Below are 23,598 nucleotides of genomic sequence, written 5' to 3'. Positions count from 1 at the left end.
ATATCTATTTTTTTAGAAATTTTGTTTGGTTTATAGAAGAATGTTTTTTATATTTGAGTAGGTTTAGGTTGATTGTCCTCATTCGAGGATAAAAATTAAAGCCCGAGAAATTCCCCAAATTTCTTGGGCTTTTCCTTTTTAAATAGAATTAGGAAAGCGGTTCCGGTTTTGGTGCAGTACCAGCAGGACGTGAACGGTCGTCAGGCAAAGGGATAAATTCACTGTTGTCGGTAGGAGGTAGTATAAACCGGCCCTGTTTCCAATCTTCCTTAGCTTGTTCTATGCGCTCTTGTCGAGATGATACGAAATTCCACCAGATAAACCGCTCACCCAAAGGCTCGCCACCTAAAAGCATCAATGTGGTGGTTTCTTTAGCTATAATACGAGGGTCAACACCTTTCGTAAATACAAGCATCTTTCCTTCCCCGTAGGTGTGTCCGGCTATCTCTACAGTGCCTTTGACGATATAAAAACCACGTTCGGCATGTTCTTTAGGCAAGGCAAATAATGTGCCCGGCTGTAAGACAACGTGAAGGTAGAACAACGGTGAATTGGTGTTTACATGACTCTGCAGGCCATAAGCATCGCCTGCGATAAGCCGCATCCAGATTCCCTTATCTGTAAAAATGGGCAACTGATCTGGTGTATAATTGTTAAAAGAAGGTGCGGTTTCCTCATCTTTTTCAGGAAGAGCAACCCATGTTTGTATCATCTCTAAACCACCAACCAGTGCTGACGGACTTTCAAACCGCTCGGAGTGTGCTATTCCACTACCAGCAGTCATCCAGTTTACTTCACCCGGCCGGATGATCTGCTCAACACCTAAGCTATCCCGGTGTGTCACTTCACCGCCGAACAAGTAGCTTACTGTTGAGAGACCGATATGCGGGTGGGGAAGTACATCCAGGTCAGATGTCGGAACCGAAGGGTTTTCAATAGGGCCGGCATGATCCATGAAGATAAAAGGGCCGATCATTCGGCGTAGGCGGAAAGGAAGAATACGCTTCACTTTCATTTCTGCGCTTATAGCTGCGGTACGGGATTCGATAACGAGATCAAGCATAGCTGTTTATTTTTGCGGTTCTTTATGCAATGTAAGGTTTATTTGTTGATTTATTCATGAAATATAGATGTCTATTTTAATTTTTATTGTTTAGCTTTGTGTTTCAGTTTACAATTTATAACCGTTTCTGTGGCACTAATATTTAAAGATGGGCGTCCTGTAGTGAGGTTAAGAGCATTTAGGGCTATCGATGATCCCCAAACTTGTGAGCGTTTTATTGAAGGGCATGCTCATGTTCTGACGGCTATAGGGGTGAAGAAAGTAACATCTTCCAAAAACGATTGGATGTACAATCCCGCCGCTTTTGTGTTGATTGTCGAATCGCTGGATGGGGAAAGGGTGTATGGGGGAGCGAGAATACATGTAGCGGGAGGCTCGCAACCACTTCCTATAGAAGAAGCAACTGCACAGATGGATCCCAAAATTTTTGATTTGGTGTGGCGTTATGCACAAGAAGGTACTGGAGAAGGGTGCGGTTTATGGAATTCCCGGGAAATCGCAGGTTATGGTATCGGGAGCATCTTTCTCACACGGGCAGCGATAGCAATAGCACCTCAGATCGGTATAAAATCATTATTTGCACTTTGCGCACCTTATACTATTAACTTGACAAAAAGTGTGGGGTATCGGCAGGAAACCAGCGTAGGAAATAATGGTACTTTTTATTACCCCAAGTTGGATCTCCTTGCAACGACCATGGTTCTGGAAGATGTCAATACCTTGGAATTGGCTTCAGAAGAAGACAAAAAAGCAATCCTGTCGTTACGAATGCAACGTGATATGGCTCGAGTAGAAGTACTTCGTTCTAAAGAAATAGAGATACAATATAAGCTTCAGCTTGACAATATGGATCGTTGGGATCTAAATGCCATAATCAAAGGGATGTCGAAACCTGCCTTAACGGATCAATCATTTAATAAAAATGATCCTAGTATATTTTAACGAAAATATGGCTGAAAAACATTATAACATAGATTATTTGACCGAGACAGTGAAAATTCTCGGAGGTGTAAAAGAAAGATCATACGAATACTTTAGATCAGTGCCAGATGGCGGGACGATTGTCGATCTGGGATGTGGTACCGGACAGGACGTGCTAAATATGGCACGTATTTTTGAGGGTAGCCATTTTAATTTGATTGGAATAGATCATGATCCTAATATGATAAAAAAAGGGCATGAGTTGGCGGACACAGATACGGGTATTACTTTTTTATTGGCCGATGTCGCAACCATCCCATTATCAGATACAAGTGCAAATGGCATACGAATGGAACGTCTGGTTCAGCACGTTCCCAATCCACTAGGGCTTTTTACAGAGGTATATCGGGTGTTGCATGGGGACGGTGTGGTCGTGGTGGTAGAATCTGATTGGAAGAGCCTTTCCTTTTATAATGGTGATTTGGCGGTTTCTGATAAGATAAATGATTATTTATCAGCACAGAAAGTAAATAACGGAAGAGCGGCTCAGTCTCTTTCGACCTACCTGAATACGACAGGTTTTCGTAATATAGCCATAGCTGTACAGCCTTTTGTATTGACGCGTTATCAGGACGCTTGTACTTATCTTTGGATCGATAAAATGATTGATGAAATGCTCACTTTGCATTTAATTGACGAAAAGGAGCATAAGGATTTCATTGAAGCTCAAAAGCATGCAGATGAGACAGGTTATTTCTCCTGCAGCATGAATATTGTTACGGTTTCAGCTATAAAATGAGAATATGAACGGTAAACTCTTACTGCTCTTTCTGCTTCCCCTCCAGCTCTTTGGTCAGATAAAACTAACCGATCAAAATAATTTAGTTATACCTGATACCGGCTTGTATATTTTGCAACTGGATCGTGAAGTAGAAGCAAGTGAAATTGCTTCATTACGACACGAATTTGTACAAAACCACCGTGCAAATCCTAATTTGGGACTTAATAAACACAGCATATGGGTGACATTTGTACTCCACAATATGAGCCAGTCAACACGCTATCTGTTGGACCTCGCGTACCCGTTATTAGATGATGTGGAATTATATAAGACGGATACTTTAGGAAATTTAATATCCCTTAATCATTTTGGTACTTTTCGAGACTTTAATGCGCGCACATATCACCATCCAAACTATATTTTTAATATCGATCTTCAACTGTCACAAGAACAACAATATTATCTTCGGGTAAAAGGTGCAGAGCAAATCATTCTTCCTGTCTCCATTGGTACGCCGCAGGGAGTATGGGAAAAGCTGACGAAAGAGAATGTCTTCATTGGTGTATACTTAGGTGTGGTATTTATCATGGCTATTTACAATTTTCTTTTGTTTCTATCCGTAAGAGATTATGCTTATCTATATTATGTCATTTACGTTATATTTTTAGGGCTTACCCAGTTAGGTATTGTAGGCTTTAATTACCAATGGCTTTGGCCACATTTACCGGGTTGGGAGACGATCAGCACAACTCTCTTTGCTTGTGTGAGTAGTATGGCCGTACTTTTATTTTCTGATCGTTTTCTCGATCTGAAAGCAAATGCGCCATCTATACGTTGGATACTTTTCGCATTATTCGTGCTTTTTTCGTTTAGTTTTCTGTCAGCAGCCCTCGGATATATCCAGTTTGGGTTTCACGTCATGCAGATCGCTACCTCGATAGAAACGATTGTGCTTATTGTAACCTCATTATACATGCTCAGGAAAAGGTACAGTTCTGTCCGGTATTTTTTCGCAGCATGGTTTGTATTGCTTATAGGATCTTTTATATTCCTGTTGAAAGATTACGGTGTGTTGCCGTATAATTTGTTTACGAGTAATTCGTTCCGTTTGGCTTCAATTGCAGAGATGGCATTACTCTCTTTTGCATTGGCAGCGCGTATCAATATCCTGAAAGAGGAGAAGGAACAATCTCAGGCAAGAGAACTGGCAGTTTCGTTAGAGAACGAACGTCTGATCCGCGAGCAGAATGTTATTCTGGAAGAAAAAGTAGACGAACGGACACGTGAGTTGACAGAAGCCAACGTATCTTTACAAACGACTTTGACCCACTTAAAAGAAACGCAGTCCCAACTTGTTGAAGCCGAAAAGATGGCATCGTTAGGTCAGCTTACGGCAGGAGTTGCTCATGAAATCAATAATCCGATCAACTTCGTGACGTCAAATGTAGCGCCGCTAAAACGGGATATAAAAATGCTTTGGGAGACTCTTGATGAAGTTGAGCGTGTGGCTTTTGCCGAGAATCTGACGACGAGCGAGAAGCAAGTGCATATTCAAGCCTACAAAAAAGAATTGGATATCGATTACCTCAGAACTGAAGTGGACTTTCTGCTGAAAGGTATGCATGACGGTGCCAGCAGAACAGCTGAGATTGTTAAGAGCCTTCGTATCTTCTCACGTGTCGATGAAGATACCCTAAAATTTGCGGATGTGAACGAAGGCCTGGAATCGACGATGGTCATTTTGGGCAGCTTAATAAAAGGTAAGGTCGAGGTGCAGAAACGTTATGGCGATTTGCCAATGATAGAATGCTATGCGGGAAAGCTCAATCAGGTGTTTTTAAATATTTTAACAAATGCTATCTATGCGGTGGATAAGAAATTTGTTGATAGAGGAGGAGGAAAGATTGATATTGAGACGGGGATATACAAAGATGAAGCCTTTGTTTATATAAAAATAGCAGATAATGGTATCGGTATTCCTGAAGATGTCCGGGAAAAGCTTTTTGAACCCTTTTTTACGACAAAAGATGTTGGCGAGGGGACAGGCTTAGGGATGTCTATCGCGTATAATACAATAGCAAAACATCATGGAAAAATTATAGTTGAGTCGGAAGTGGGCGAAGGAACAGCTTTTACTTTAGTAATTCCTATCCAGCAAAAAAATTAAGAAAAAAAGACATTAAAGTCATAAATATCAGTTAACTTCGTTTATAGTCGTCAGGTTAATATCTTTATTGTTACGGTTATGCAAAAAGAGCTAGAAGTATTATATATTGATGATGAAATAAACAATTTAGTTGGTTTCAAGGCTAATTTTAGGTACAGCTATGTAGTACATACTGCCTCAAGTACCATAGAAGCGCAAGAGATATTAGCAGCTCATCCAGACATCCGAGTTATCTTTTGTGACCAACGTATGCCGGGCGAATTGGGGATAGACTTTTTGCACCGGATTAAAAAAGAGTTCCCAAGGCCTATACGTATTTTGCTGACTGCCTACGCAGATATGGAAACGGTCATCGACGCCGTCAATAAAGGGCACATTTTCCGGTTTGTTCGTAAACCTTGGCAGGAAGAAGATATTATCTCTTCGATTCAGGAAGCCAATAAATTCTATATAGCAAGTTCCTTGCTGGATATCCGTAATGAAGAATTACAAAAGGCGTATGATGAATTAGATAAGTTTGCTTACAGTGTAAGCCATGATCTTCGTGATCCTCTTTCTGGGGTTCAGTCGGCTATCAAACTGGCTTTGGAGTTTGATAAGATTGAGGATGTGCGTGAATTGCTGAAGCTGATGGATGATTCACTATCCAGATTAGACGCTTATATTGACAGTTTACGGGATTACTATTTATTGAGGCGAGGCGAACTCACTTTATCAGAGATTGATTTTCACCAGCTTTTTGAGAGTATAAGACAGTTTTACAAAATGTCTACACAGCATAATGATGTTACTTTTGAAACACATGTCGAGCAGACAGAGGTTTTTAAGGGTGACAAAGCTGTTCTTGAGTTAATTTTACACAATTTGTTGTCAAATGCTTTTAAATATCAGCAAATCGATTCCGATAATAAACGTGTTAATTTGTCTGTGACTGTAGCAAATGGTTATGCTAAGATCGTCATCACCGATACAGGTATCGGAATATCTGCGGATCATATCGATGATATCTTTAAACTGTTCTTCCGGGGAAGTGATCAAGCCAAAGGTATGGGATTTGGCCTTTATAACGTACAGAGCGCTTTATTAAAATTGAAAGGCACGATTAATGTCACCTCACAAATCGGCGAGGGGACAACATTTACGATCGCTCTTCCGAGTAAATGACCTTCTGTTTACTAAGGGCAAAAAGTTTAAGAGAGTAGCTTTTGTCGCAGTAAAAACTCCAGCTGTTCGTTCGATACTTCCAGTTTTGAATTTGCTTCCTCTATCTTTTTTCGTTCGGCATATACATCATAGGCTCGTTGAATGGTTTGGTCGAGTTCTTCCTCACTCCAGGGCTTATTGAGGTAATGAAAGATTTTTCCTTTGTTTATCGCATCGATCACAGCACCCATATCCGTATAACCCGTTAATAGAATACGCATCGGAGAAGGATCAATCTTGATGACCTCCTCTAGGAATTCGACACCAGTCATTTCGGGCATACGTTGATCTGTAATAATGATGTCTATCGGCCTTTTTTGTATGATATCTATAGCCGAAGCCCCGCTTATAGCAGTATAGACGTCATATTTTAGACGAAATGTTGCCTTAAAGGAAATCAAGTTATTCTCCTCATCATCAACATATAATATAGTGATCTTCTCGCTCTTCTTTTCCATGGTTTTGTCGCTCTGGTCTGCAAAAATAAAAGAAAAAAATGGACGAACTAAGTTACTAAACTCTTTTAACAATCAAAAGCGTCTTTTTGTTCAAAAAATGACATTATTTGGGACATATGTATTGGCTTACAATAAATAAGGAGGCTGAATTCGGCCTCCTTATTATTATCACTTTGTCATTATTACTGCTTGGTCATGGTTAATACAGCGTTGTCATTGCCTCCCGACAGGTCGATGGTGATGATGTAGATACCATCCTCTTCGAGCTCTTTTCCGGCAAGTAAACCAATATTTCCCGGATCACGGCCATTCGGGCCATTTCCAACAAAGATGATATCACTCCCTGTTGAAATACTGTTGTTATTAAACTCACCACCCCAATCTTTCTGGTGAAAGAATTTGAAATTCAGATAATCCTTATACGCCGTCTTGTCACCAACCAATGTCACTTGATATGTTTTGTTGCCTTTGGGAGCCATACTCAGCGCCTTGCCGGGATTCCAACCGATCTGATTGGTGTGTACGCTAGGCTTTCCTATTCCGTCACCGATTATCCATATCGTACCAGTTCCATCAGCATTCAAGCGTGCCAGTTCTGATCCGTTCATAACTTCGACCGCAAAATATTTTGCCGTGATGTCTGCCGTAATACGATATTTGCCTGTCATTGCATTGAAAGAAAGATTTCCGCTGCCATTGTCCGTGAAGAAGTCACTATCGATCCACCAGCTCGCCAAATCTTCAAAGCCTTCTATAGTGATTTCTTCGCCTTCTGTGAGTTCGATGTCCACTTGAAAATGTTCATCATCTAATCGGCTAAAGGACGTGCCATTGATGGTAGGCGTGATGAAAGGAGACCCTTCAAAAGTCAGCGTATTGAAGCTGATCGGATACATGCCCGGGCTGGAGTAGGAGAAAGGGATATCAGTGGTACTTCCTAAAACAATTTCATTGTTTACCCAGCCGAAAGTAAGCGCATTACCGTTAACCCCAAATTTAGGGGCCTTGATGTAGGCCTTAACGGAAAGGGGAAAGGCATCCGTTGCCTCATATTGATTGGGTCCGACTTTATCCATCTGATATTCGCCATCTGCAGTGACGAGCGTCAGGTACGGATAATCCGGTCTGGACAACTCCAGATCGATATCCTGCTCAGCTGTTTTTTTCGAAATATTCTGAACGACGAATTTCAGTGTCGCTGTTCCATTCGGAACATTCTTATAAAAAGGCACATAAATCTTACCGGTATATTGACCATTTTCTTTTGTCCGTATGATGGTTTCCGATACCATATCATCCGTGTAGTACAACTGTGCTTTGACTGTGGAGAGCGGTATTTCATTATCAGCAACCTGTACACTAAACGTTAAGCTGTCACCAAAAAAGGCAGCTTCATATTCGGACTCTACGGTCACCGTAGGATTGCCCACAGAATACGTATACGTATCTTCCTTTTTACAGGAAGTCAGGGCGATCGATAAAGCGATGATTGACCCTAAACTTTTTGAGATTGATCTTTTCATAACCGTTTAGATTTAGTTCGACCAACGATAAGACACCACAGCATTAGCCGGTACTTCATAGCTAAAGTGGTTTTGATTATCGCTCAGCGTAATTTTTTGATTCTCCGTTGTATTGTTCAATAAAACCACCGCATAGGATCCATCTGTATTTTTGAAAGCAGCGTATTCCAAGCCCGGAATACTGTAGCCTGAAGTCCCAATGCGTGTTGCTCCGGGTTTTACAACAGATGACAGATGACCGATAATATAGTAGTGCGAATTGCGGGTCATCGACTTATAGTTAGATTTTTGAATGTCTACAGCACCATAACAGGTTTGGCAGCCGCCCTCCCGGTTTGGCCCCTTGTCTGAATCTAACATCAGGTTCCATACGATGACGCCTTTACTCCAATTGTTGACTGTGCCGAGGGCGACTTCCGACATGTCCTCCATCAACCTTTTGGCTAAATTCCTGCCGTCATTCCACTCGCCGATGGAGGTTTCCGTAAAGATAAGTTCCTTATCGGGGTTTTGTGCATGTATATCCAGGAGTTCTTCTTTATTGCCACCGTAATTATGGTAAGCTGCTCCGGTAATAAAAGCCGCAGCCGTAGGATCACCATAGATTTTGATCGGATAATCTTCCTGGTCCGCGATATTGTCGTAATTATAGTTGTGGTCGAAGACATAAATCTTCGTGTTCAGGTCGGCATCTCGCAACTGTGGACCTAAGGCTTCTTTGATGAAAGCCTGCTGCTCTTGCCAGGACATATACAGGGACGCTGAGTTCCCTCGATTTAATGGCTCATTTTGCGGGGTGATAGAAGTAATAGAAATACCTTCGGCCTGTAGCGCCTGTATCCACTTCACAAAATACCAGGCATAATCTTGATAGTAATCCGGGTTAAGCTGTCCCCCCGTCCAGGAATCATACGGTTGCAGGTCCGTCAGATTGTTTACTTTCATCCATTTTGGCGGTGTCCAAGGCGAACCCATAATCTTGATATTGGGATTTATCGCCAATATCTCTTTTAAAATGGGAATCACATAGTCCTTTTCCTCCGATTGTAGACCAAAATTTTCTTTTCCCCGCGTATCCCAACAGGTGTATTCACTGAGCGAAAAGTCTGAACAACCTATGGCGATACGGACATAGCTCATGCCCATGCCACCTTTGTCGGAAAATGTTTCTGTTAAAAATTTGGTGCGGTCATTTTTGTCCATACGCATCAAGTTGTAACAAGTCGAACCCGTAATGGCTGCGCCAAATCCTTCCATCGTTTGGAATGTTGTAGTTGGCTCCAAGGTGATAGTATTCGGCGACATGTTCGATTTTGTGCTAAAATCGACATATGTTTTATAGAAATCATACGAACGAGTATTTGTTGTTACATACAATGCGACATCTCCGCTCGTTTTCGTGTCGGTGCCGGATGAAGGGGTATAGCTGTCGCGGTTGCAAGCGGCGGTGGCCAACAAGCACGATACAAATAATGCATAAATCATATTTTTATTTTTTACAGTTTTCATAATACGTCATAATCTATAGGTTAATATCCGGGGTTTTGAATCAAGTTGGGATTCTGATCAATAGCCGATTGTGGTATCGGCAATCGGTAAGAATTGGAGGTGAAAGGGTAAACCTGTGATTTGCGGCCACTGTCTTTTGCATATACCGCGTTCATCACTTCCTCCACCTTATCCATACGTACCAGATCAAACCATCGTTGCCCTTCGAAAGCCAGCTCCAGCCTCCTCTCTTTCAGTAATGCATCTATCATCGCTTCCTTATTGGTGCGCGTCTCATTTGGCAATACTGACAGGTCGACGCGGTCGCGGACGCGATCAATAATCTTCGCTGCTTCCTCCAGGTTCATGTTAGGTCCCATAATTAAGGCTTCCGCTTTTAGCAATAATATATCCGCATAGCGAAGCTTGATAATACTATTGAAAGCAGACCGCAATTTGAACATAAACGGGTAGTGGGAGGCCGGGTAATAATTGGACCATCCCGCTACATAGTAGACTACTGATTCGTTAAATCTGATCTGATCATTTTCATTTTGGAACGTTTGGATAAGATCTCGGGAGGGGGTTACCCATTTTGCCCAGGTAAACTGTGTATCGTAATTTGCTAGGTCCCGACCAAACATCCAGCTTGCCCAATTGCCACTTCCCGGGAGGAACTGTGCTTCAAGAATAGATTCGACCGTATTGCGGGCTTTGGCATCGGTATGTGCATCATTGGTGCCAAATAAATCGCTGAAATCGTCCACCAAATCAAACCCGTCCGCCGCCAGCTCATCCGCATATTGGATCACTTTACTGTAATCACGCAGGGGTTTTTCGGCATATACCTTCGCAAGCAGCGCTTTGGCCACTGATTTGGAAAATAAGGTTTTATCATCAGGGTCATTATCCGGTGCATATTGTAAGGCTTCCGTACAATCTTTAACAATCTGTTCGTAAGCCTCTACTTCCGTGGCTTGCTTGGGGAAATAATCATCATATACATCTTCGATGTTTTCGGCAGTAATATCATCAGCTACCGTCGTAACTACCGGAATTGCACCATAGATGCGCACCATGTCAAACATCACCAGCGCACGAAAGATCTTCCCTTGTGCTTTAATGGTGTTGATTTCAGTTGGCGAAAGTGAGTTGTCGGCTACGCTATCGACATAGACAATTAGTCGATTGGCTCTACCTATATCTTCAAGGTATCGGCGCCAATCTCGGTTTATCACGGAATTAGAGCCTTCGATGGAATTATTTTCAAAAGGCAATACTTCGGCGCCTGTTGTCCCTGCATAGGCATTGTCCGCATGTGACTCGGCGATAAGTAATAAATCGACATACCAATGTTCCTGCCTATCCCGCATCTGTTGATATAAAAATGTCAGGTAGTTCTCGACAGTCACTCTGTCTTTAAAGACGATTTCTTTGCCCTCTTCATTGATACCTTCCGTGACATCAGAATACGTATCCAACGGATCTCGTACCAGCGAACAGGAAGATGCGATTAGGCTAATTAGCCCGATCAATATCAGTAATTTATTGAAAGTTTTCATAATGTGCATAGCTTAAAATCCAAGATTAATTCCGACAACAAAAGAGCGACTGTGCGGATATGTCCCCCAATCTATTCCTTGTACTGCTCCGCTGTTTCCCCATTGATTGACCTCCGGATCCATACCTGTATATTTGGTCAGCGTCAATAAATTGCTCGCTGATAAGTAAGGTTGTATACGTGTCACCCCAAGTCTTTTTAACTTCTCTACCGAAAAGTTATAAGCCAGCGAAATATTCTTCAGCCTTAAATAGCTGCCATCTTCAACAAAGTAGGTGGAATTACGCATAATAAAATTAGCTTTCGGAACATCCGTAATCTGACCTGGGATTTGCCATCTGTCCAGCACACGGGTAGTTTGGTTTTTGCCATCATACATTCCTTCGGTTTCCATCCGGCTGGCATTGAAGATATCGTTCCCTTGGCTACCTTGGATAAATATGCTGAGATCAAAGTTTTTCCAGGAAAAATTATTGGTCATCCCATAGGTGAATTTTGGATTAGGATCACCGATATAGGTACGATCCGAAGAAGATATGACTCCATCTGTATTCAGATCGCGGTACATCAATTCTCCTGTTTCTGGATCTACACCGTCGCTGATATAACCGAAGAATCCACCAAGCGGCCTGCCCGGTTCGTTCCGCACGACAGGATCATTTACGGTCTCGCTCGTTACAGCTGTGCTGTAGATTTGTTGGAGGGCCAGTTTATCCAGTTTATTCCGGTTAAAGGAAATGTTGAAATCCGTATCCCAAATGAAATTGTTCCGCATATTTTTGGAACTCACAGCGAATTCGAAACCCTTATTTGTCATTTCCCCTTCGTTCCGCACGATAGAAGAAGCCGTTTGTCCTTCCGGGAGGCTGACATACATAAGCATATCGGTTGTCTTTTTATGATAGTAATCCATAGCCACTGTTAGCCGGTTATTAAACGTGGTGACATCAATCCCCACATTCGATTGTGTAGTGGTTTCCCACTTGAGGTCACGTGTACGAAGATTGCTCGGGCTGATGCTAGGCACAGCATTTGCATTCCCCTCTTCGTACCAGGGGATACGGCTGATTGAATACCGTTGCAAGAACGCATAATCTCCGATGCCCGATTGATTACCCGTTTGTCCCCAACCACCCCGGATCTTTAAGTCATCGATCCATGTGACATCCTGCATAAATGATTCAGAAGAAATACGCCAAGCCGCCGATAAAGACGGGAAATATCCCCAACGCAGATCAGGATGTATTTTGGAAGACCCATCCGCACGTAAGTTCGCTGTTAGTAAATATCGACTATCGAAGTTGTACATCGCACGGGCAAAATAGGACATGATACCCCATTCGGAAGCTCCCGATCCTGTACCATCCCAAGAAATTTTGTTGGCGGCATTCAACGTTTGGATAAGATCATTTCTGTAGTGCGAACCATAAATATAATTGTTGGTATACTTGGAGTCTGTCCAGGAGCTACCAACCATCGTTTCCAGATTGTGCCGATCGAAGTTAGTCTTGTAAGTCAGTACATTGTCCCATGTCAGTACTGTGTTCATATTTCGTGTATCCGACCCTTCACCAAATTGATTACGTCCCCAAGCTGTCGAGATGGGATCCAAAAAAGTGGTATTTACGGCGTTCCGACGATCCAGTGCGAAAGACGACTTTAGATTGAGGTTGGGGAGAAAAGTAAACAAAGCGCTTCCCGCAGCCAATAACCTGTTTTCCCGGTACTTGTTGTTGGCACTGCGTGCAAGGTTTTCAAGCGGGCTGGTAATATTAGAGATACCAAAGAAGTTGTTATAGTATTGAGCTGGATTACTTTCGTCCCATATCGGTGCATACGTAGGCGTATTGACGACCGACAAGACCACGCCCCCACGATTGGCTCCCGTACCAGTAGAAACACCGTTATTGTTGTAATCCGAATAGTTGATATTCGCATTTACGGTCAACCAAGATCTTACTTTATTTTCAATGTTTGCCCGGAAGTTGTACCGTTTGAAGAAAGCCGCATTCAACACCCCTTTTTCGTTGACATATCCACCCGATAAGTAATATTTGAGCTTTTCCGTTCCGTCGGATATAGAAAGCTGATAGTTTTCAAGTCTTCCCGTTTGGTAAGCCTCTTTAAACCAATCCGTTTTATCCGTCAAGCTCTCAGGTAGATTGATCATCCCAATTTCCTTTTGCAGTTCCCGATATTGTTCCGTATTCAGTACCTCGAAAGAATTGTCGACGATATTATGTGTCAGCTGTCCGTTTAAGCTGATTCGTGCTTGGCCGGTTGTGCCCGACTTTGTCGTAATCAGAACCACTCCATTGGCGGCCCTTGATCCATAGATAGCTGCCGAAGAGGCATCTTTTAGGATCTGGATATCCGAAATATCATTGGGCGATAAGAATTTAATATTGTCCACGGGCACTCCATCGACCACATACAGGGGATCATTGCTGCCATTAAAAGAAGTCGTTCCCCGAACGCGAATAGACATTTCTCCTCCTGGCGTACCACTGGGCTGCATGACCGATACCCCGGCTGCTCTTCCTTGAAGTGCCTGGCCGACATTGACGATAGGGCGTTGTTCCAAATCCTCCGTCGAGACAGAAGAGATAGCTGTAGTAACATCACCACGTCTCACCGAGCCGTAGCCGATCACAATAACATCCTCTAACACATTCTCTGTCGGCTCCAACGCGATGGTCAAGGAGCCCGATGCGACAGGAACTTCCTGAGAAGTATACCCTAAATACTGAAAAACCAGTATCGCATCCGCTGGTGCTGATAAGGTAAAGCGGCCTTCTACGTCCGTTACCGTACCGTTTGTTGTTCCCTTTTGGTACACAGACACACCGATTAGAGGTTCTTGTGTCCTTGCATCCGTTACGCGTCCACTAATCGGATCAGTAGACTGTGCCGACAAATGAAAAAAGAAGATCATTTGCCACACGAAGAGAAAATACAATTTGCTTTTAAATTTTAAAAAGATCATAGGACTCTTAGCGTTAGTTTATAAAATAATGATTAGCATGTTTCCTTCTGCAATGAACGATTGTTCTACAGAAGTAACACTATTCAAAACTACTCTTAGACTTTCTCAAAAACTATGGTAGGTCGCTAAAAAGTACCGCTAAATAAAATTAAATATCTGATAATCAACTGATTTTATCGTACTGGGAACTTCAAAAAGTACTAAGAAAATAGCGTTAGTGTAATATGTTAACGCTCCAATACAGCAATTTGTTTAACTTTATCTTCGAACTCCACTCGTGATACTGCTGCCTTGTTACGGACTTTTGTCCGGTAATTGTAGACCGTGCGTAGGGAATAACGCAAGAAGCTGGCAATCTTTATGCTGTCGTCTATGCCGAGCCGGATAAGGGCAAAGATGCGTAGTTCTGTGTTGAGCAATTCACCTTTTTTTGGATATATCTGTTCGTCTTCCTTTAAGAGACTATTGAAATCCTCGACGAAAGAAGGGTAGAGGTTGAGAAATATACTATCAAAATTATGGTATAGTTCGATGACTTCCTGCTCAACAACAGTGGTCGATTTCAGTTGATCAATCAGAGCGGGTATCTGATTGTTGGATGCTTTTTTTAAAAGAACTTTTCTAATACTGTCTATTTTCTCGATGTACGACGAACACATGTCGAAGAACTGTGCGATATATTCTTCTTTGATATGATTGGCTTCGGATAGGTCGATATTGCTTTTGTTGATTTGTCGGTTGAGATCAATGAGCTGGCTGTTGGTCGCCGAGAGTTCACGTTTTATTTTGTTCAGCCGTTTTACTTGCTTGTAGATGATGGCCATGCCGATAATAAGTATTAGCGACAGCAGGCTGATTAGATAGAGATTAAGGATCAGCTTCTTATTATGGTTGCTGATCTGTTTCTGATAAGCCGCATTAATAATAGGGTAGAAGGAGGTTCCCTCGATGATACGATACCGTACATTGCAGAACATCGCATCGTCGATCGCTTTCTCAATCAAAAGAAAGGCGCGATCCACGTCGCCCAGCTCGTAATAGGTCAGGGCAAATCTTGGAGCGACGCATTATCTTTATTCGCCAGCTCTATATCGGCACATGCCGATAAGGTATAATAATACTTTTGCAGATCAATGTCCTTCTCCTGTCTATAAATCAGGCCCAGGAAATAGGTGACAATAGCTTTTTTCTCCAGATCAGTCTCGTTTTCCTCCAACAATGTTGTAAATAATTTCTTCGCCAGTGTTCTATCTCCTTGGAAAAGGACTTTCGTCGCGTAGGATAGCCGGTAGGCAGAAGAGGACCTGTCCAGTACAGTCAATAAAGAATCTCTATACGCTTCGCTTTTCTGATAGAAGGATGCGTTATTATTGCTCTGGCCATAGTGACTGTAAAAGGAGCTATAGGTATCGAAATATTTGGCGAGAAGGCCAGAAGGTAGGTTATGTCTGGCTATGGTATATAGTAGGTCCCGCGATTCGATATAACGACCTATGGTTGAATAGACACCGACCAGATCGAGGTCCACTATCGTTCGGATTGAATCCGACAGCTCGGAAGCAATGTTTTTACATTTGGTAATGTAATTTAAAGCCGAGTCGCTTTGAAACTTTTTATAGACCTGAAAGAGCTCATAATTTTTTTCGAAGTATCTTTTCCGGTCGGAAAAATTTCGCTGTGCTTCAGCCTTGAGTTTTTTAATTGCATCTTCTCTTTTCTTGTGGTAGAAATCTCTGTTTTGAAGCAGTTCGTCGAGATGTCTTTCTACATCTTGCATATCCTGACGGCTTTGAGCCGTGAGCAGAACGATAAAAAGCAACTTACCAACAAGAAGGATATATTTTCGCATAATTCGGTTCTTGCTCATAAATATCGCAATTTTTTGGTAAACTTCTACAAGGTAGTATCGTATCTCCGATTATTACATGAAACAGATAAGTTACCACTTATTATAACTGATATTTATCGTATTTTTGTGGGAAAAAGGATAATCGAAGTAGTGGTCTTTATGAAAGAAGGATTAAATATGGAAAAAAGCGAGCTGAATTGGCCTAGTGAATTTCAAAGTGCATTGAAAGGCAAATGTCCACGATGTCGCACAGGCGATATGTTTGAGGGACCCTTATTGAGCTTGAGTTCAAAAAAGATGAAGCGTGTCTGTCCGTGTTGTGATTTGAAGTTTGAAAAGGAGCCCGGTTATTTTTATGTGGCTATGTATGTGAGCTATGTTTTTGTTGTGGCACAGTTGGTCACCGCGTGTGTCGGAACTTATATATTGACGAAGAATCTGGATTCGCCCTGGCTTTATTTGATCGTTGCCGTAGGGGTAACGATTATACTTGCACCGTTCAATTACAGGTATTCGAGGATTGTACTGTTGTATTGGATGACACCGCAATTCAAATTTAAACCGGAATGGTATAAGCGGTGTATGGAGAGGTTAGGTTAAGATATATATCAACCCTGTCAGCTGCCCGAAGGCTGCCGACGGGTTGGGGTTTATGGAACTATATGGCATCACCCAGGGCTACCGGGCAATCTGCGATACAGGTTCACTCCAGTCGCTTAGCCCTTCTGGATTGCGGGCACGTACGCGAGCGTAATATGTTACCGCAGGCGTCAGGTTGCGGATGATGTTATTACGTCTCACGCGACCATTTCGGAAGGAAGCGATATCGCCCCAGACGATTTCTCCACTGATTATCGTGCCTAACTGGTATTCGTATTCCGAGGCCTTGGGTACCGAGTCGAAGAGCAGTGCCAACTGGCCGCTCAATTCACCGTCCACGAGGCGGACTCGGGTAGGGGTGGTCGGCACGGTCAGATCTTTGCGAAGATCCTTGAGCCGGAATCCTGAGCTGAGTAGTTGGTGCACCACACCGTTACATGTGGTATTGACATAGAAGGCCAATCTGCGTAGGACATCGACTAATGCCCGTTTGCTGGCGTTCTTGGATTCGGAGTTGTACGGACTACCTTTCCCGTTGGTAAACTGCATTTTCTCGTCGTAGTCCGCAATAGCAGCTTCAAGTTCGGTCAGCGGTGGATTCGGTTCCGTGAAGAACTCTGCATTCTCACTGAGTGCTTGATGCACGGTGCTGGCAAGATATCCCAGATCCGCATCGCGGTACTTCTCATAGTTAATTTTTACTTGTCGTTTCATGATAAAAGAATTTTATGTTAAATAAATTCCTACTCTCATTCGCAGGTTTTCGGATTTCCCCTGGTCGTTGCAACGGACAGGGACAAACATAATAGGGAATATGTGCAGCGTCAATTTTATAGACAAGGTTGAACATACTTTTACTGAAATGAACTTACTTTTACATCGGAACCTGTTGTTTGCGATGTGTAAACCGTTTCCTCCGGTTCGGGAACTGTTGCCCTTGGGATGCAGGCAGTCGTTTACGGAGCTTGGGAAACCTCCTGTGGCTCGGAGGTTGTTTCCTGCGATGCGGAAGCCACTGTCTGCAAGGTGGAGACCGTTTCCTCCGGTTTGGGAACCGCTGTCCGTGGGGCGTAGGTTGTAGTCTGCGTTGCTTGGGAAACCTCCTGTGGCTCGTAGGTTGTTTCCTGCGAGGCGGAAGTCACTGTTTGCGATGTGTAAACCGTTTCCTTCGGTTCGACGGTCGTTGTCCGTGGGATGCAGGTTGTAGTCTGCGTTGCTTGGGAAACCTCCTGTGGCTCGGAGGTTATTTCCTGCGATGCGAAAACCGTAGCCTGCGACGTAGAAACTTTTGTTCCTGAGCCGTAGGCAATGTCCTTTGCACTACAAGCTATCGGGTTCATTTGGTTCATTACGCAATCCTCCCGGTTGTGAATTGCTTTCGTCCTTTGATTTAACGATATTTATAACAACAAGATGTTGGGTTAATACCATCAGCAGAGCGTTGTGAATTGCTGTGTCCGGAACTGTTCCCGTCTTTTTTTGGGCTAAGACGGGAAACCCAGAGCTATACAGTTTGGACAGATTACCGTCGCTCACTACGTTAACATAGAATACCATTTTCTGGAGTATATCAGACAGCCGTCGCTTGCTTTCTCGCTTTAGTGCCGCTTTTTCCCGGTTTCCCCCTTTGGCATCGACCACCTTCTGATAATAATCTGCATAGGTCTCCTCCAATTCCGACAGGGGAGGGGTCGGTTGTGTAAAGATATCCGAGTCTTTCATACACTGGATAATATGCGCTGCGGTAATGACCAGTTTCTCATCAGCATATCGGAAAAAATTAGCTTTGGTAAGTACGTATCTCGTTATTCGCCGGGCAAGGCGTTGACACTGCATTTTCTGTTAGTTGGTCGTAAATACCAGGATACAACCATGAGGACTAAAAGGAACATCGGTACAAACGATTCAACAGCTTTATCTCCCGCTGCTAAATGAGAAACAATTGCCCCCGACATAACAAAGAAAAATCCGGCATAAGCCCACTCTTTTAACAAAGGAAATTTTGGGAGGAGTATGACTACAACACCTACAATTTTCCAAACACCAAGAATAACCGAAAAATAGATAGGGAAACCCAATCTTTGCATGATTTCAACAAATCCACCAATGGTAAAAATTTGTTGTATTCCGCTTGCAATCATTGCTACCGCAAACCATACGGTCGCTATCCAATACATGATTTTCGTTCTTTTTGTCATAACGTTTATTTTAGTTTGTTTACGATTTCTTGTAGTTTGTTGTGCGCCATATTGATGCCTTGTGCAAATGGCATTTGCATCAATTGATTTCGGAACTCGATAGACTTAAATACGATGTGCATGGTGAGTTTGCTGGTGTCGTTTGTTAGTTTTTCAAACTCCAGATATTCGAGTTGAACGGGAAACGGTGTGTTTTCCATTTCAAATGTTCGTGTAATTTTCTGGTTCGGCACAAATTCGTGTATTGTACCATTTGCACGAAATGCCACGTTTCCATTGTACGATGTCTCGAAGGCATACGAACCATGTTTTTTATTTTCCAGTTTCAGCACTTTTGTTCCCATCCATTGCTCAACAAGTTCGGGTTCCTGGTATGCTTTAAACAGTAATTCCAAAGGTAGATCGAACTCCCTTGTAATGATGATTTCCTGTTTGCCGTCTTCGGCATTTACTTGTGTTTTTTGTTCCATTGTTTATGAATTGATCTGTGTTGTATAGTTTTTATGGGTATCAATGTTACTTCGTGGTATTTTTATACGCTTTCATTACAGTTTCCAACTTGTTAAATCTATCATCCCACATTTTGCGGAAGGGTTCAATAAAGTCAGCTACTTCTTTCATTTTATTTGCATTGATGTGATAATTCATTTCTCTGCCGTTTTGCTCTTGTTTTAGTAATTCACATTCGGTAAGAATTTGCAAATGTTTTGAAATAGTTGGCCTTGCTGTGTCAAAGTTTGAAGCAATTGCACCTGCGGTCATCGATTGTGTAGCAACTAACATCAATATTGCCCGTCTTGTGGGATCAGCAATGGCCTGAAATACGTCACGTCTTAATCTCATTATGAAGTTATTTGGCTACAAATATAAACGTAGTCATTTAACTACACAAATTTTTGTGGAATTTTTTTATTTTTCCATTATAGAATATTAAAGAATGCTGGTAAAATTGCAGCTGTTATAACGGCCGGACATCGGTTGATTTATATAAGCAAAGTAGAACTAACGGTCTTTAGGAAGTAGTTGGTTGGACTTAAAAACATAAGATGTATTTTTATCAGCAAGCCATGTAATGGGTTTTAATACACCAAAAATATTAACGATAATTCCCAAAGGTACACCAATTAAATAATCTGCATTAGTGGCTAGGTGTTCTTGATGTATCATTCTGAAAAAGAAAAAAACGCAAGGAGCAAAGAACAGCCAACAAGTGATTAATCCAGCATTATAAAGTGTTTTTCCTTTAAAATTAAAGACGAAGGTATGTGCTATTATATTGCCAAGTGAAACTAAAATGGTCGCCATACCCAGCCACACGAATTTATCGCCTACCCATACTGCCAGCAGATAAATAGACCAGCCCATATAAACATTAATAATGAGCGATGTATTGCTATTTAATGGATACCTGTCCGGTAAATCACTGTTGAACATCACACGGTTCACCATTCCGGGGAAAGTTCCGGCAATGCGGTATTCTTCCATCTGATGAAAGAACAGAGAAGTTAGACTCAGCCACATTAACAATTGATAATTGGAAAGTTTTTGATAAGAAAACAGCAGGACGACAAGTATAATAACCCCTGCTATTCCTCCTATATCAAACCAATGTCTGCGGATAAAATTCATTTTTCAAAGTTTAAGTGGGATTTTTTTACCAATCGTAAGTGCTTTAAATAGATGACTTATGTCCAAATTTATTAGTTAACGGCGTTGATCGCCATCTTTAGTATATAACCTAAACTCAAGAAGAAAACTATCGGAGAGTAACCAGTTTAACAAATGATCTCTGAATTGTCTATCCTAAAAGATAGATTCCTCCAACATCGATTTCCAAAGGATAAAACCTCTATCCGGATCGCTGTAGTCATGAAGGATACGACTAAATCTTTCGGGAGTATGGTTTTCTAAGAAAGCCTGTCTACCTTTTTCACGAATAATCTGGAGATCTTTATCTATCATCGCAACAGCGTCTTTCAACACGGTTTTATTTTTATCTGTGTGCCAGATATAAGTGGCCTCCTCTGTATCTAGGGTTTCAAGGATGATGTGGTACTGGCTGTCTCCCGATAGTAGAAATACAAATGCAAAGGGACTAAGCACGAACCTAATCTTCATAATACTGCTCAGGTGTTGATCGGCTAAGAATTGAACTTGTCGAGAATGCTTGTATTTTCGTAGTTTAAGTATTTCAGATAGTAATTCGTCTGCGTTTGCGTATACAGTCTCGCCATTTTGCAACTGGTCCGAAGTCAATATACTTTGCTTTTGAAAAGGCAGCTTGCTTAATAGCCCCTTGTTCAGAAACTGAAATTTTACACCTTCCACAATTTCTTTATTTATTCGTTCTATATCGTCGGAAGTAGCGATTTGTGCGACCAGTTTTCCGTATTCAAATTCAGCGTTTAACTGAACGTTGATGTTTTTAGATTTCAGTATCTTGATAAAGTAAGGTTTTAAAACCTCAAACTCAGGCCTAATCTCCAAATTTTCGATTTGAAATTCCAAAACCGTATGCATCTCTTCCACTTTGAAGGTAAAGGCCACATGGCCATAATGGAACGATAGGTCTTCAATGGGGATCTTGGTCATCTTTTCTAAACTGAATAGATGACCAACTTGAGCGTTATAGTCCACTGTTGGTTCATCAAAAAGTGTCGCTTGTTTGGCGATTTTACGGTAATAGATATTTCGTTTGAGAAACATCTTGTCTAGGTAATCGATCTGTATATCCCGATAGTCGTATATTGTCGGATTTATCTCGGCTCGCTGCACGCGACCGATGTATTGTATCAATTTTCCATGGAAAGCAAAGGGATAGGCCAAAAGTAGTGTGCTGATATGCTGAATATCCGAACCCTCTCCAAAATATTGACCTGTCGTAATCAGTACTTGAAAATTCCCTTCTGACAATGTTTTCCATTTCGCTTTCTTACTGCTATCTGAATCATCTCCGCTGAGCGTTATGGTTTCATAATTGGATTTTAGCAATAGATTTAGCGTTTCGATATGTTCTTTTCTTTCGGTAATTATAACCGCCTTTTTTCCTTGATTTAGCTCTGCGGATACATCGTCTACTATTAATCGGTTTCTTGCTGTATCATGAATTAGAATTTGGGAGAGTGTTTCGAAACTGTCGGTTTTAGAATTATAGGGAACATGGAGTGTGGTATTCCGTATGATGATATTTGCCCTTTTGTAATCTTCAATTTCCTCTGGTCGGATTTCTGTAATGATATCACCGAGATAGGTGAAGATCAATTTATCATCATTATATTTCCGAAAAGGAGTCGCTGTGAGACCGTAGCAATAAACACTGTTTAGTTTTCCGACGGTGGCACGATAAGATTCCGCCGGAATATGATGACACTCGTCGATTAAGATCGCACCAAATTTGTCCTGAATTGTTTCAATATGTTTTGGAAGACTTTGTATCGTTGCAACGGTTATTTTATCAGCACCCAATTTTGCTTTCCCCTGGCCTATAATCCCAATTTCTTTCTTCGGTATCCCTAGGAATGATTCTATACGCTCCACCCATTGATCTAATAATTGCTTACGATGCACGACAATAAGTGCAGGTTGTTGTTTGTCTGCAATAATTTTCAGACCGATAACAGTTTTTCCTGTTCCTGGTGGAGCAACGATCACACCGAAATCCTTTTTTTCTACTGCGGCGACAGCATTGGTCTGATGCTTTCGTAACGCGGCATTAAAAGAAAATTGGATTGTCGGGAGCTCACGTCTATTATCAACAAAGTCATGTGTTACCTGTGATTCTCTACAGAAACGCAGCAATTTCCCGATAAACCCTCTTGGGATAAGGATTTCATTTTCGATTTCATCGATCAATTTAAAGAACCTAGGTGTTTCAAAAGTGCTTCTCCCTGACTTTTTCTTGATGATAAAGGCTGAATTAGCAAAATTAAGTTGCTCCTTCAAAAAATTGATGAGTACAAATGGTATAGCGTGACTATTTATACGGATCGAATTGCTCAGGGTGATTTTAAGTTTTCCATCAACAACGGGTACATAGCTTTCTTTACTTCCTCCTGTTTGATTGAACAGCTCCTCTAGGTAATCCAAACTCACTCTTTTAATTTCTTTTAAATATGCGATTTGATCAGGAAATGGATCCATCGTTTTGGGATCGATAAAGGAACTGTTGCCATTCTGTACGGCAGGTAAAAATAAGGGCATTGCAATTAGATTTCCTAAACCTTTGCCAGACAAATAATCTTGATTTGGAAACAAACGGTCAAAGCTGGAGCTTTTATCAAATGGCGAGAAAGCACCGCATCCTTCTAAGATATGCATAAATAACTTACGACTTTTGGCTGCTGGATATGGTCTCTCAAAGAAAATCCAGACATGTGCACCATTGCCAGAACGGGACCGTTCGAGATAGGCAGGGATATTTTTGGCTGTACATGCTTCGAGAAATTTCAAAGCGTGTTGTTGCCAATCGGATTTATCGAAATCAGCCACTAAAAACCAAGAAGTGTTATCTTGCAACAGTGGATAAATTCCGATCTGCTGAAGGCCGTTAAGATGTTTCGTAATTTCTATTTCTGACAGTGGCAGGTAAGTTTTGTGACTATAGCTTTGAAAACTACCGCCATTAGCTTTATGTAGTCGATAATGGTATGGATCATAGCTATAGGCCGGCATGTACCCGCTTTTATTTCCCTTCTCCCAGCGTAAAGCAAATACGTCTTCGCGACCTTTAAAAAGGTTGAGAAGATAGATTACGTCGTCGTTACTGAATTCCACTTGTTTTTATTTTGGTATTAAGATAAT

The 23,598-nt window shown here is 41.8% G+C and carries 21 protein-coding genes; 5 read left to right on the top strand and 16 right to left on the bottom strand.

The window, feature by feature from the left end:
* Nucleotides 1–148: 148 nt before the first annotated feature.
* Nucleotides 149–1,063, bottom strand: coding sequence for a pirin family protein (locus tag G5B30_RS08720; protein ID WP_165319609.1), 915 nt, complete (start codon nt 1,061–1,063; stop codon nt 149–151).
* A gap of 129 nt (nt 1,064–1,192) precedes the next feature.
* Here G5B30_RS08720 and G5B30_RS08715 point away from each other — a divergent pair, with 129 nt between their 5' ends.
* The 4 genes from G5B30_RS08715 to G5B30_RS08700 all read left to right on the top strand — a co-directional run bounded on the left by G5B30_RS08715 (nt 1,193) and on the right by G5B30_RS08700 (nt 6,096).
* On the top strand, nt 1,193–2,005 hold the full coding sequence (locus tag G5B30_RS08715; RefSeq protein WP_165319608.1) for a hypothetical protein: 813 nt from the start codon (nt 1,193–1,195) through the stop codon (nt 2,003–2,005).
* Nucleotides 1,986–2,783, top strand: coding sequence for a methyltransferase domain-containing protein (locus G5B30_RS08710; RefSeq protein WP_165319607.1), 798 nt, complete (start codon nt 1,986–1,988; stop codon nt 2,781–2,783). The genes G5B30_RS08715 and G5B30_RS08710 overlap by 20 nt, the downstream gene beginning before the upstream one ends.
* A gap of 4 nt (nt 2,784–2,787) precedes the next feature.
* The gene (locus G5B30_RS17460) at nt 2,788–4,932 is read left to right on the top strand and encodes a 7TM diverse intracellular signaling domain-containing protein (protein ID WP_165319606.1); all 2,145 of its coding nucleotides are present in this window, start codon (nt 2,788–2,790) and stop codon (nt 4,930–4,932) included.
* 78 nt (nt 4,933–5,010) lie between these two features.
* Nucleotides 5,011–6,096, top strand: coding sequence for a hybrid sensor histidine kinase/response regulator (locus G5B30_RS08700; RefSeq protein WP_165319605.1), 1,086 nt, complete (start codon nt 5,011–5,013; stop codon nt 6,094–6,096).
* 26 nt (nt 6,097–6,122) lie between these two features.
* Here G5B30_RS08700 and G5B30_RS08695 read toward each other — a convergent pair whose 3' ends face one another.
* From G5B30_RS08695 to G5B30_RS17375, 7 genes are all read right to left on the bottom strand, one after another.
* Entirely contained in the window at nt 6,123–6,593 is a 471-nt protein-coding gene (locus G5B30_RS08695; protein WP_165319604.1) for a response regulator, read from the bottom strand.
* A gap of 182 nt (nt 6,594–6,775) precedes the next feature.
* A complete protein-coding gene (locus tag G5B30_RS08690; RefSeq protein WP_165319603.1) occupies nt 6,776–8,116 on the bottom strand; it encodes a DUF5125 domain-containing protein in 1,341 nt (446 codons plus the stop codon).
* 12 nt (nt 8,117–8,128) lie between these two features.
* Entirely contained in the window at nt 8,129–9,625 is a 1,497-nt protein-coding gene (locus tag G5B30_RS08685) for a glycoside hydrolase family 30 protein (RefSeq protein WP_165319602.1), read from the bottom strand.
* A gap of 20 nt (nt 9,626–9,645) precedes the next feature.
* Nucleotides 9,646–11,166: a RagB/SusD family nutrient uptake outer membrane protein gene (locus G5B30_RS08680; protein WP_165319601.1), complete on the bottom strand. Its 1,521-nt coding sequence runs from the start codon at nt 11,164–11,166 to the stop codon at nt 9,646–9,648.
* A gap of 12 nt (nt 11,167–11,178) precedes the next feature.
* Nucleotides 11,179–14,151, bottom strand: a complete 2,973-nt coding sequence (locus G5B30_RS08675) for a SusC/RagA family TonB-linked outer membrane protein (protein WP_165319600.1) — start codon at nt 14,149–14,151, stop codon at nt 11,179–11,181.
* A 227-nt stretch (nt 14,152–14,378) separates the two neighbouring features.
* Entirely contained in the window at nt 14,379–15,173 is a 795-nt protein-coding gene (locus G5B30_RS17380) for a DUF6377 domain-containing protein (RefSeq protein WP_317164334.1), read from the bottom strand.
* Between the two features lie 20 nt (nt 15,174–15,193).
* On the bottom strand, nt 15,194–16,018 hold the full coding sequence (locus tag G5B30_RS17375; RefSeq protein WP_240903156.1) for a hypothetical protein: 825 nt from the start codon (nt 16,016–16,018) through the stop codon (nt 15,194–15,196).
* A gap of 141 nt (nt 16,019–16,159) precedes the next feature.
* On the opposite strand from G5B30_RS17375, the gene G5B30_RS08665 reads away from it, so the two are divergent.
* Nucleotides 16,160–16,600, top strand: coding sequence for a DUF983 domain-containing protein (locus G5B30_RS08665; RefSeq protein ID WP_240903155.1), 441 nt, complete (start codon nt 16,160–16,162; stop codon nt 16,598–16,600).
* A gap of 78 nt (nt 16,601–16,678) precedes the next feature.
* On the opposite strand, the gene G5B30_RS08660 is transcribed toward G5B30_RS08665, so the two are convergent.
* The 8 genes from G5B30_RS08660 to G5B30_RS08625 form a co-directional block, all read right to left on the bottom strand.
* Nucleotides 16,679–17,314 carry a fibronectin type III domain-containing protein gene (locus tag G5B30_RS08660; RefSeq protein ID WP_165319599.1) on the bottom strand — a complete coding sequence of 212 codons (636 nt, stop codon included), beginning with the start codon at nt 17,312–17,314 and terminating at the stop codon, nt 16,679–16,681.
* 242 nt (nt 17,315–17,556) lie between these two features.
* Nucleotides 17,557–17,949 (bottom strand): hypothetical protein, encoded by a 393-nt coding sequence (locus tag G5B30_RS08655; RefSeq protein WP_165319598.1) that lies wholly within the window; start codon nt 17,947–17,949, stop codon nt 17,557–17,559.
* Nucleotides 17,921–18,436, bottom strand: coding sequence for a hypothetical protein (locus G5B30_RS08650; RefSeq protein ID WP_165319597.1), 516 nt, complete (start codon nt 18,434–18,436; stop codon nt 17,921–17,923). The genes G5B30_RS08655 and G5B30_RS08650 overlap by 29 nt, the downstream gene beginning before the upstream one ends.
* Nucleotides 18,406–18,798, bottom strand: coding sequence for a DoxX family protein (locus G5B30_RS08645; RefSeq protein WP_165319596.1), 393 nt, complete (start codon nt 18,796–18,798; stop codon nt 18,406–18,408). The genes G5B30_RS08650 and G5B30_RS08645 overlap by 31 nt, the downstream gene beginning before the upstream one ends.
* Nucleotides 18,799–18,803: 5 nt before the next feature.
* Nucleotides 18,804–19,268, bottom strand: a complete 465-nt coding sequence (locus G5B30_RS08640; RefSeq protein WP_165319595.1) for an SRPBCC domain-containing protein — start codon at nt 19,266–19,268, stop codon at nt 18,804–18,806.
* A gap of 46 nt (nt 19,269–19,314) precedes the next feature.
* Entirely contained in the window at nt 19,315–19,641 is a 327-nt protein-coding gene (locus G5B30_RS08635; RefSeq protein ID WP_165319594.1) for an ArsR/SmtB family transcription factor, read from the bottom strand.
* A 159-nt stretch (nt 19,642–19,800) separates the two neighbouring features.
* Nucleotides 19,801–20,427 (bottom strand): HXXEE domain-containing protein, encoded by a 627-nt coding sequence (locus G5B30_RS08630; protein ID WP_165319593.1) that lies wholly within the window; start codon nt 20,425–20,427, stop codon nt 19,801–19,803.
* A gap of 174 nt (nt 20,428–20,601) precedes the next feature.
* Nucleotides 20,602–23,571: a TOTE conflict system archaeo-eukaryotic primase domain-containing protein gene (locus tag G5B30_RS08625; RefSeq protein ID WP_317164333.1), complete on the bottom strand. Its 2,970-nt coding sequence runs from the start codon at nt 23,569–23,571 to the stop codon at nt 20,602–20,604.
* Nucleotides 23,572–23,598 lie beyond the last annotated feature (27 nt).

This window comes from Sphingobacterium sp. SGG-5, from assembly GCF_011043525.1.
GTDB lineage: Bacteria > Bacteroidota > Bacteroidia > Sphingobacteriales > Sphingobacteriaceae > Sphingobacterium.
Note: the sequence above shows the minus strand (reverse complement) of the source record. Positions and strands in the feature narration are given on the sequence as shown.

Excerpts from the sequence above, each read along its gene's own strand:
- G5B30_RS08720 (WP_165319609.1), bottom strand. The coding sequence starts at position 1,063 with ATGCTTGATCTCGTTATCGAATCCCGTACCGCAGCTATAAGCGCAGAA.
- G5B30_RS08710 (WP_165319607.1), top strand. The coding sequence starts at position 1,986 with ATGATCCTAGTATATTTTAACGAAAATATGGCTGAAAAACATTATAAC.
- G5B30_RS17460 (WP_165319606.1), top strand. The coding sequence starts at position 2,788 with ATGAACGGTAAACTCTTACTGCTCTTTCTGCTTCCCCTCCAGCTCTTT.
- G5B30_RS08700 (WP_165319605.1), top strand. The coding sequence starts at position 5,011 with ATGCAAAAAGAGCTAGAAGTATTATATATTGATGATGAAATAAACAAT.
- G5B30_RS08695 (WP_165319604.1), bottom strand. The coding sequence starts at position 6,593 with ATGGAAAAGAAGAGCGAGAAGATCACTATATTATATGTTGATGATGAG.
- G5B30_RS08690 (WP_165319603.1), bottom strand. The coding sequence starts at position 8,116 with ATGAAAAGATCAATCTCAAAAAGTTTAGGGTCAATCATCGCTTTATCG.
- G5B30_RS08685 (WP_165319602.1), bottom strand. The coding sequence starts at position 9,625 with ATGAAAACTGTAAAAAATAAAAATATGATTTATGCATTATTTGTATCG.
- G5B30_RS08680 (WP_165319601.1), bottom strand. The coding sequence starts at position 11,166 with ATGAAAACTTTCAATAAATTACTGATATTGATCGGGCTAATTAGCCTA.
- G5B30_RS08675 (WP_165319600.1), bottom strand. The coding sequence starts at position 14,151 with ATGATCTTTTTAAAATTTAAAAGCAAATTGTATTTTCTCTTCGTGTGG.
- G5B30_RS17375 (WP_240903156.1), bottom strand. The coding sequence starts at position 16,018 with ATGAGCAAGAACCGAATTATGCGAAAATATATCCTTCTTGTTGGTAAG.
- G5B30_RS08665 (WP_240903155.1), top strand. The coding sequence starts at position 16,160 with ATGAAAGAAGGATTAAATATGGAAAAAAGCGAGCTGAATTGGCCTAGT.
- G5B30_RS08660 (WP_165319599.1), bottom strand. The coding sequence starts at position 17,314 with ATGAAACGACAAGTAAAAATTAACTATGAGAAGTACCGCGATGCGGAT.
- G5B30_RS08655 (WP_165319598.1), bottom strand. The coding sequence starts at position 17,949 with ATGAACCAAATGAACCCGATAGCTTGTAGTGCAAAGGACATTGCCTAC.
- G5B30_RS08650 (WP_165319597.1), bottom strand. The coding sequence starts at position 18,436 with ATGCAGTGTCAACGCCTTGCCCGGCGAATAACGAGATACGTACTTACC.
- G5B30_RS08645 (WP_165319596.1), bottom strand. The coding sequence starts at position 18,798 with ATGACAAAAAGAACGAAAATCATGTATTGGATAGCGACCGTATGGTTT.
- G5B30_RS08640 (WP_165319595.1), bottom strand. The coding sequence starts at position 19,268 with ATGGAACAAAAAACACAAGTAAATGCCGAAGACGGCAAACAGGAAATC.
- G5B30_RS08635 (WP_165319594.1), bottom strand. The coding sequence starts at position 19,641 with ATGAGATTAAGACGTGACGTATTTCAGGCCATTGCTGATCCCACAAGA.
- G5B30_RS08630 (WP_165319593.1), bottom strand. The coding sequence starts at position 20,427 with ATGAATTTTATCCGCAGACATTGGTTTGATATAGGAGGAATAGCAGGG.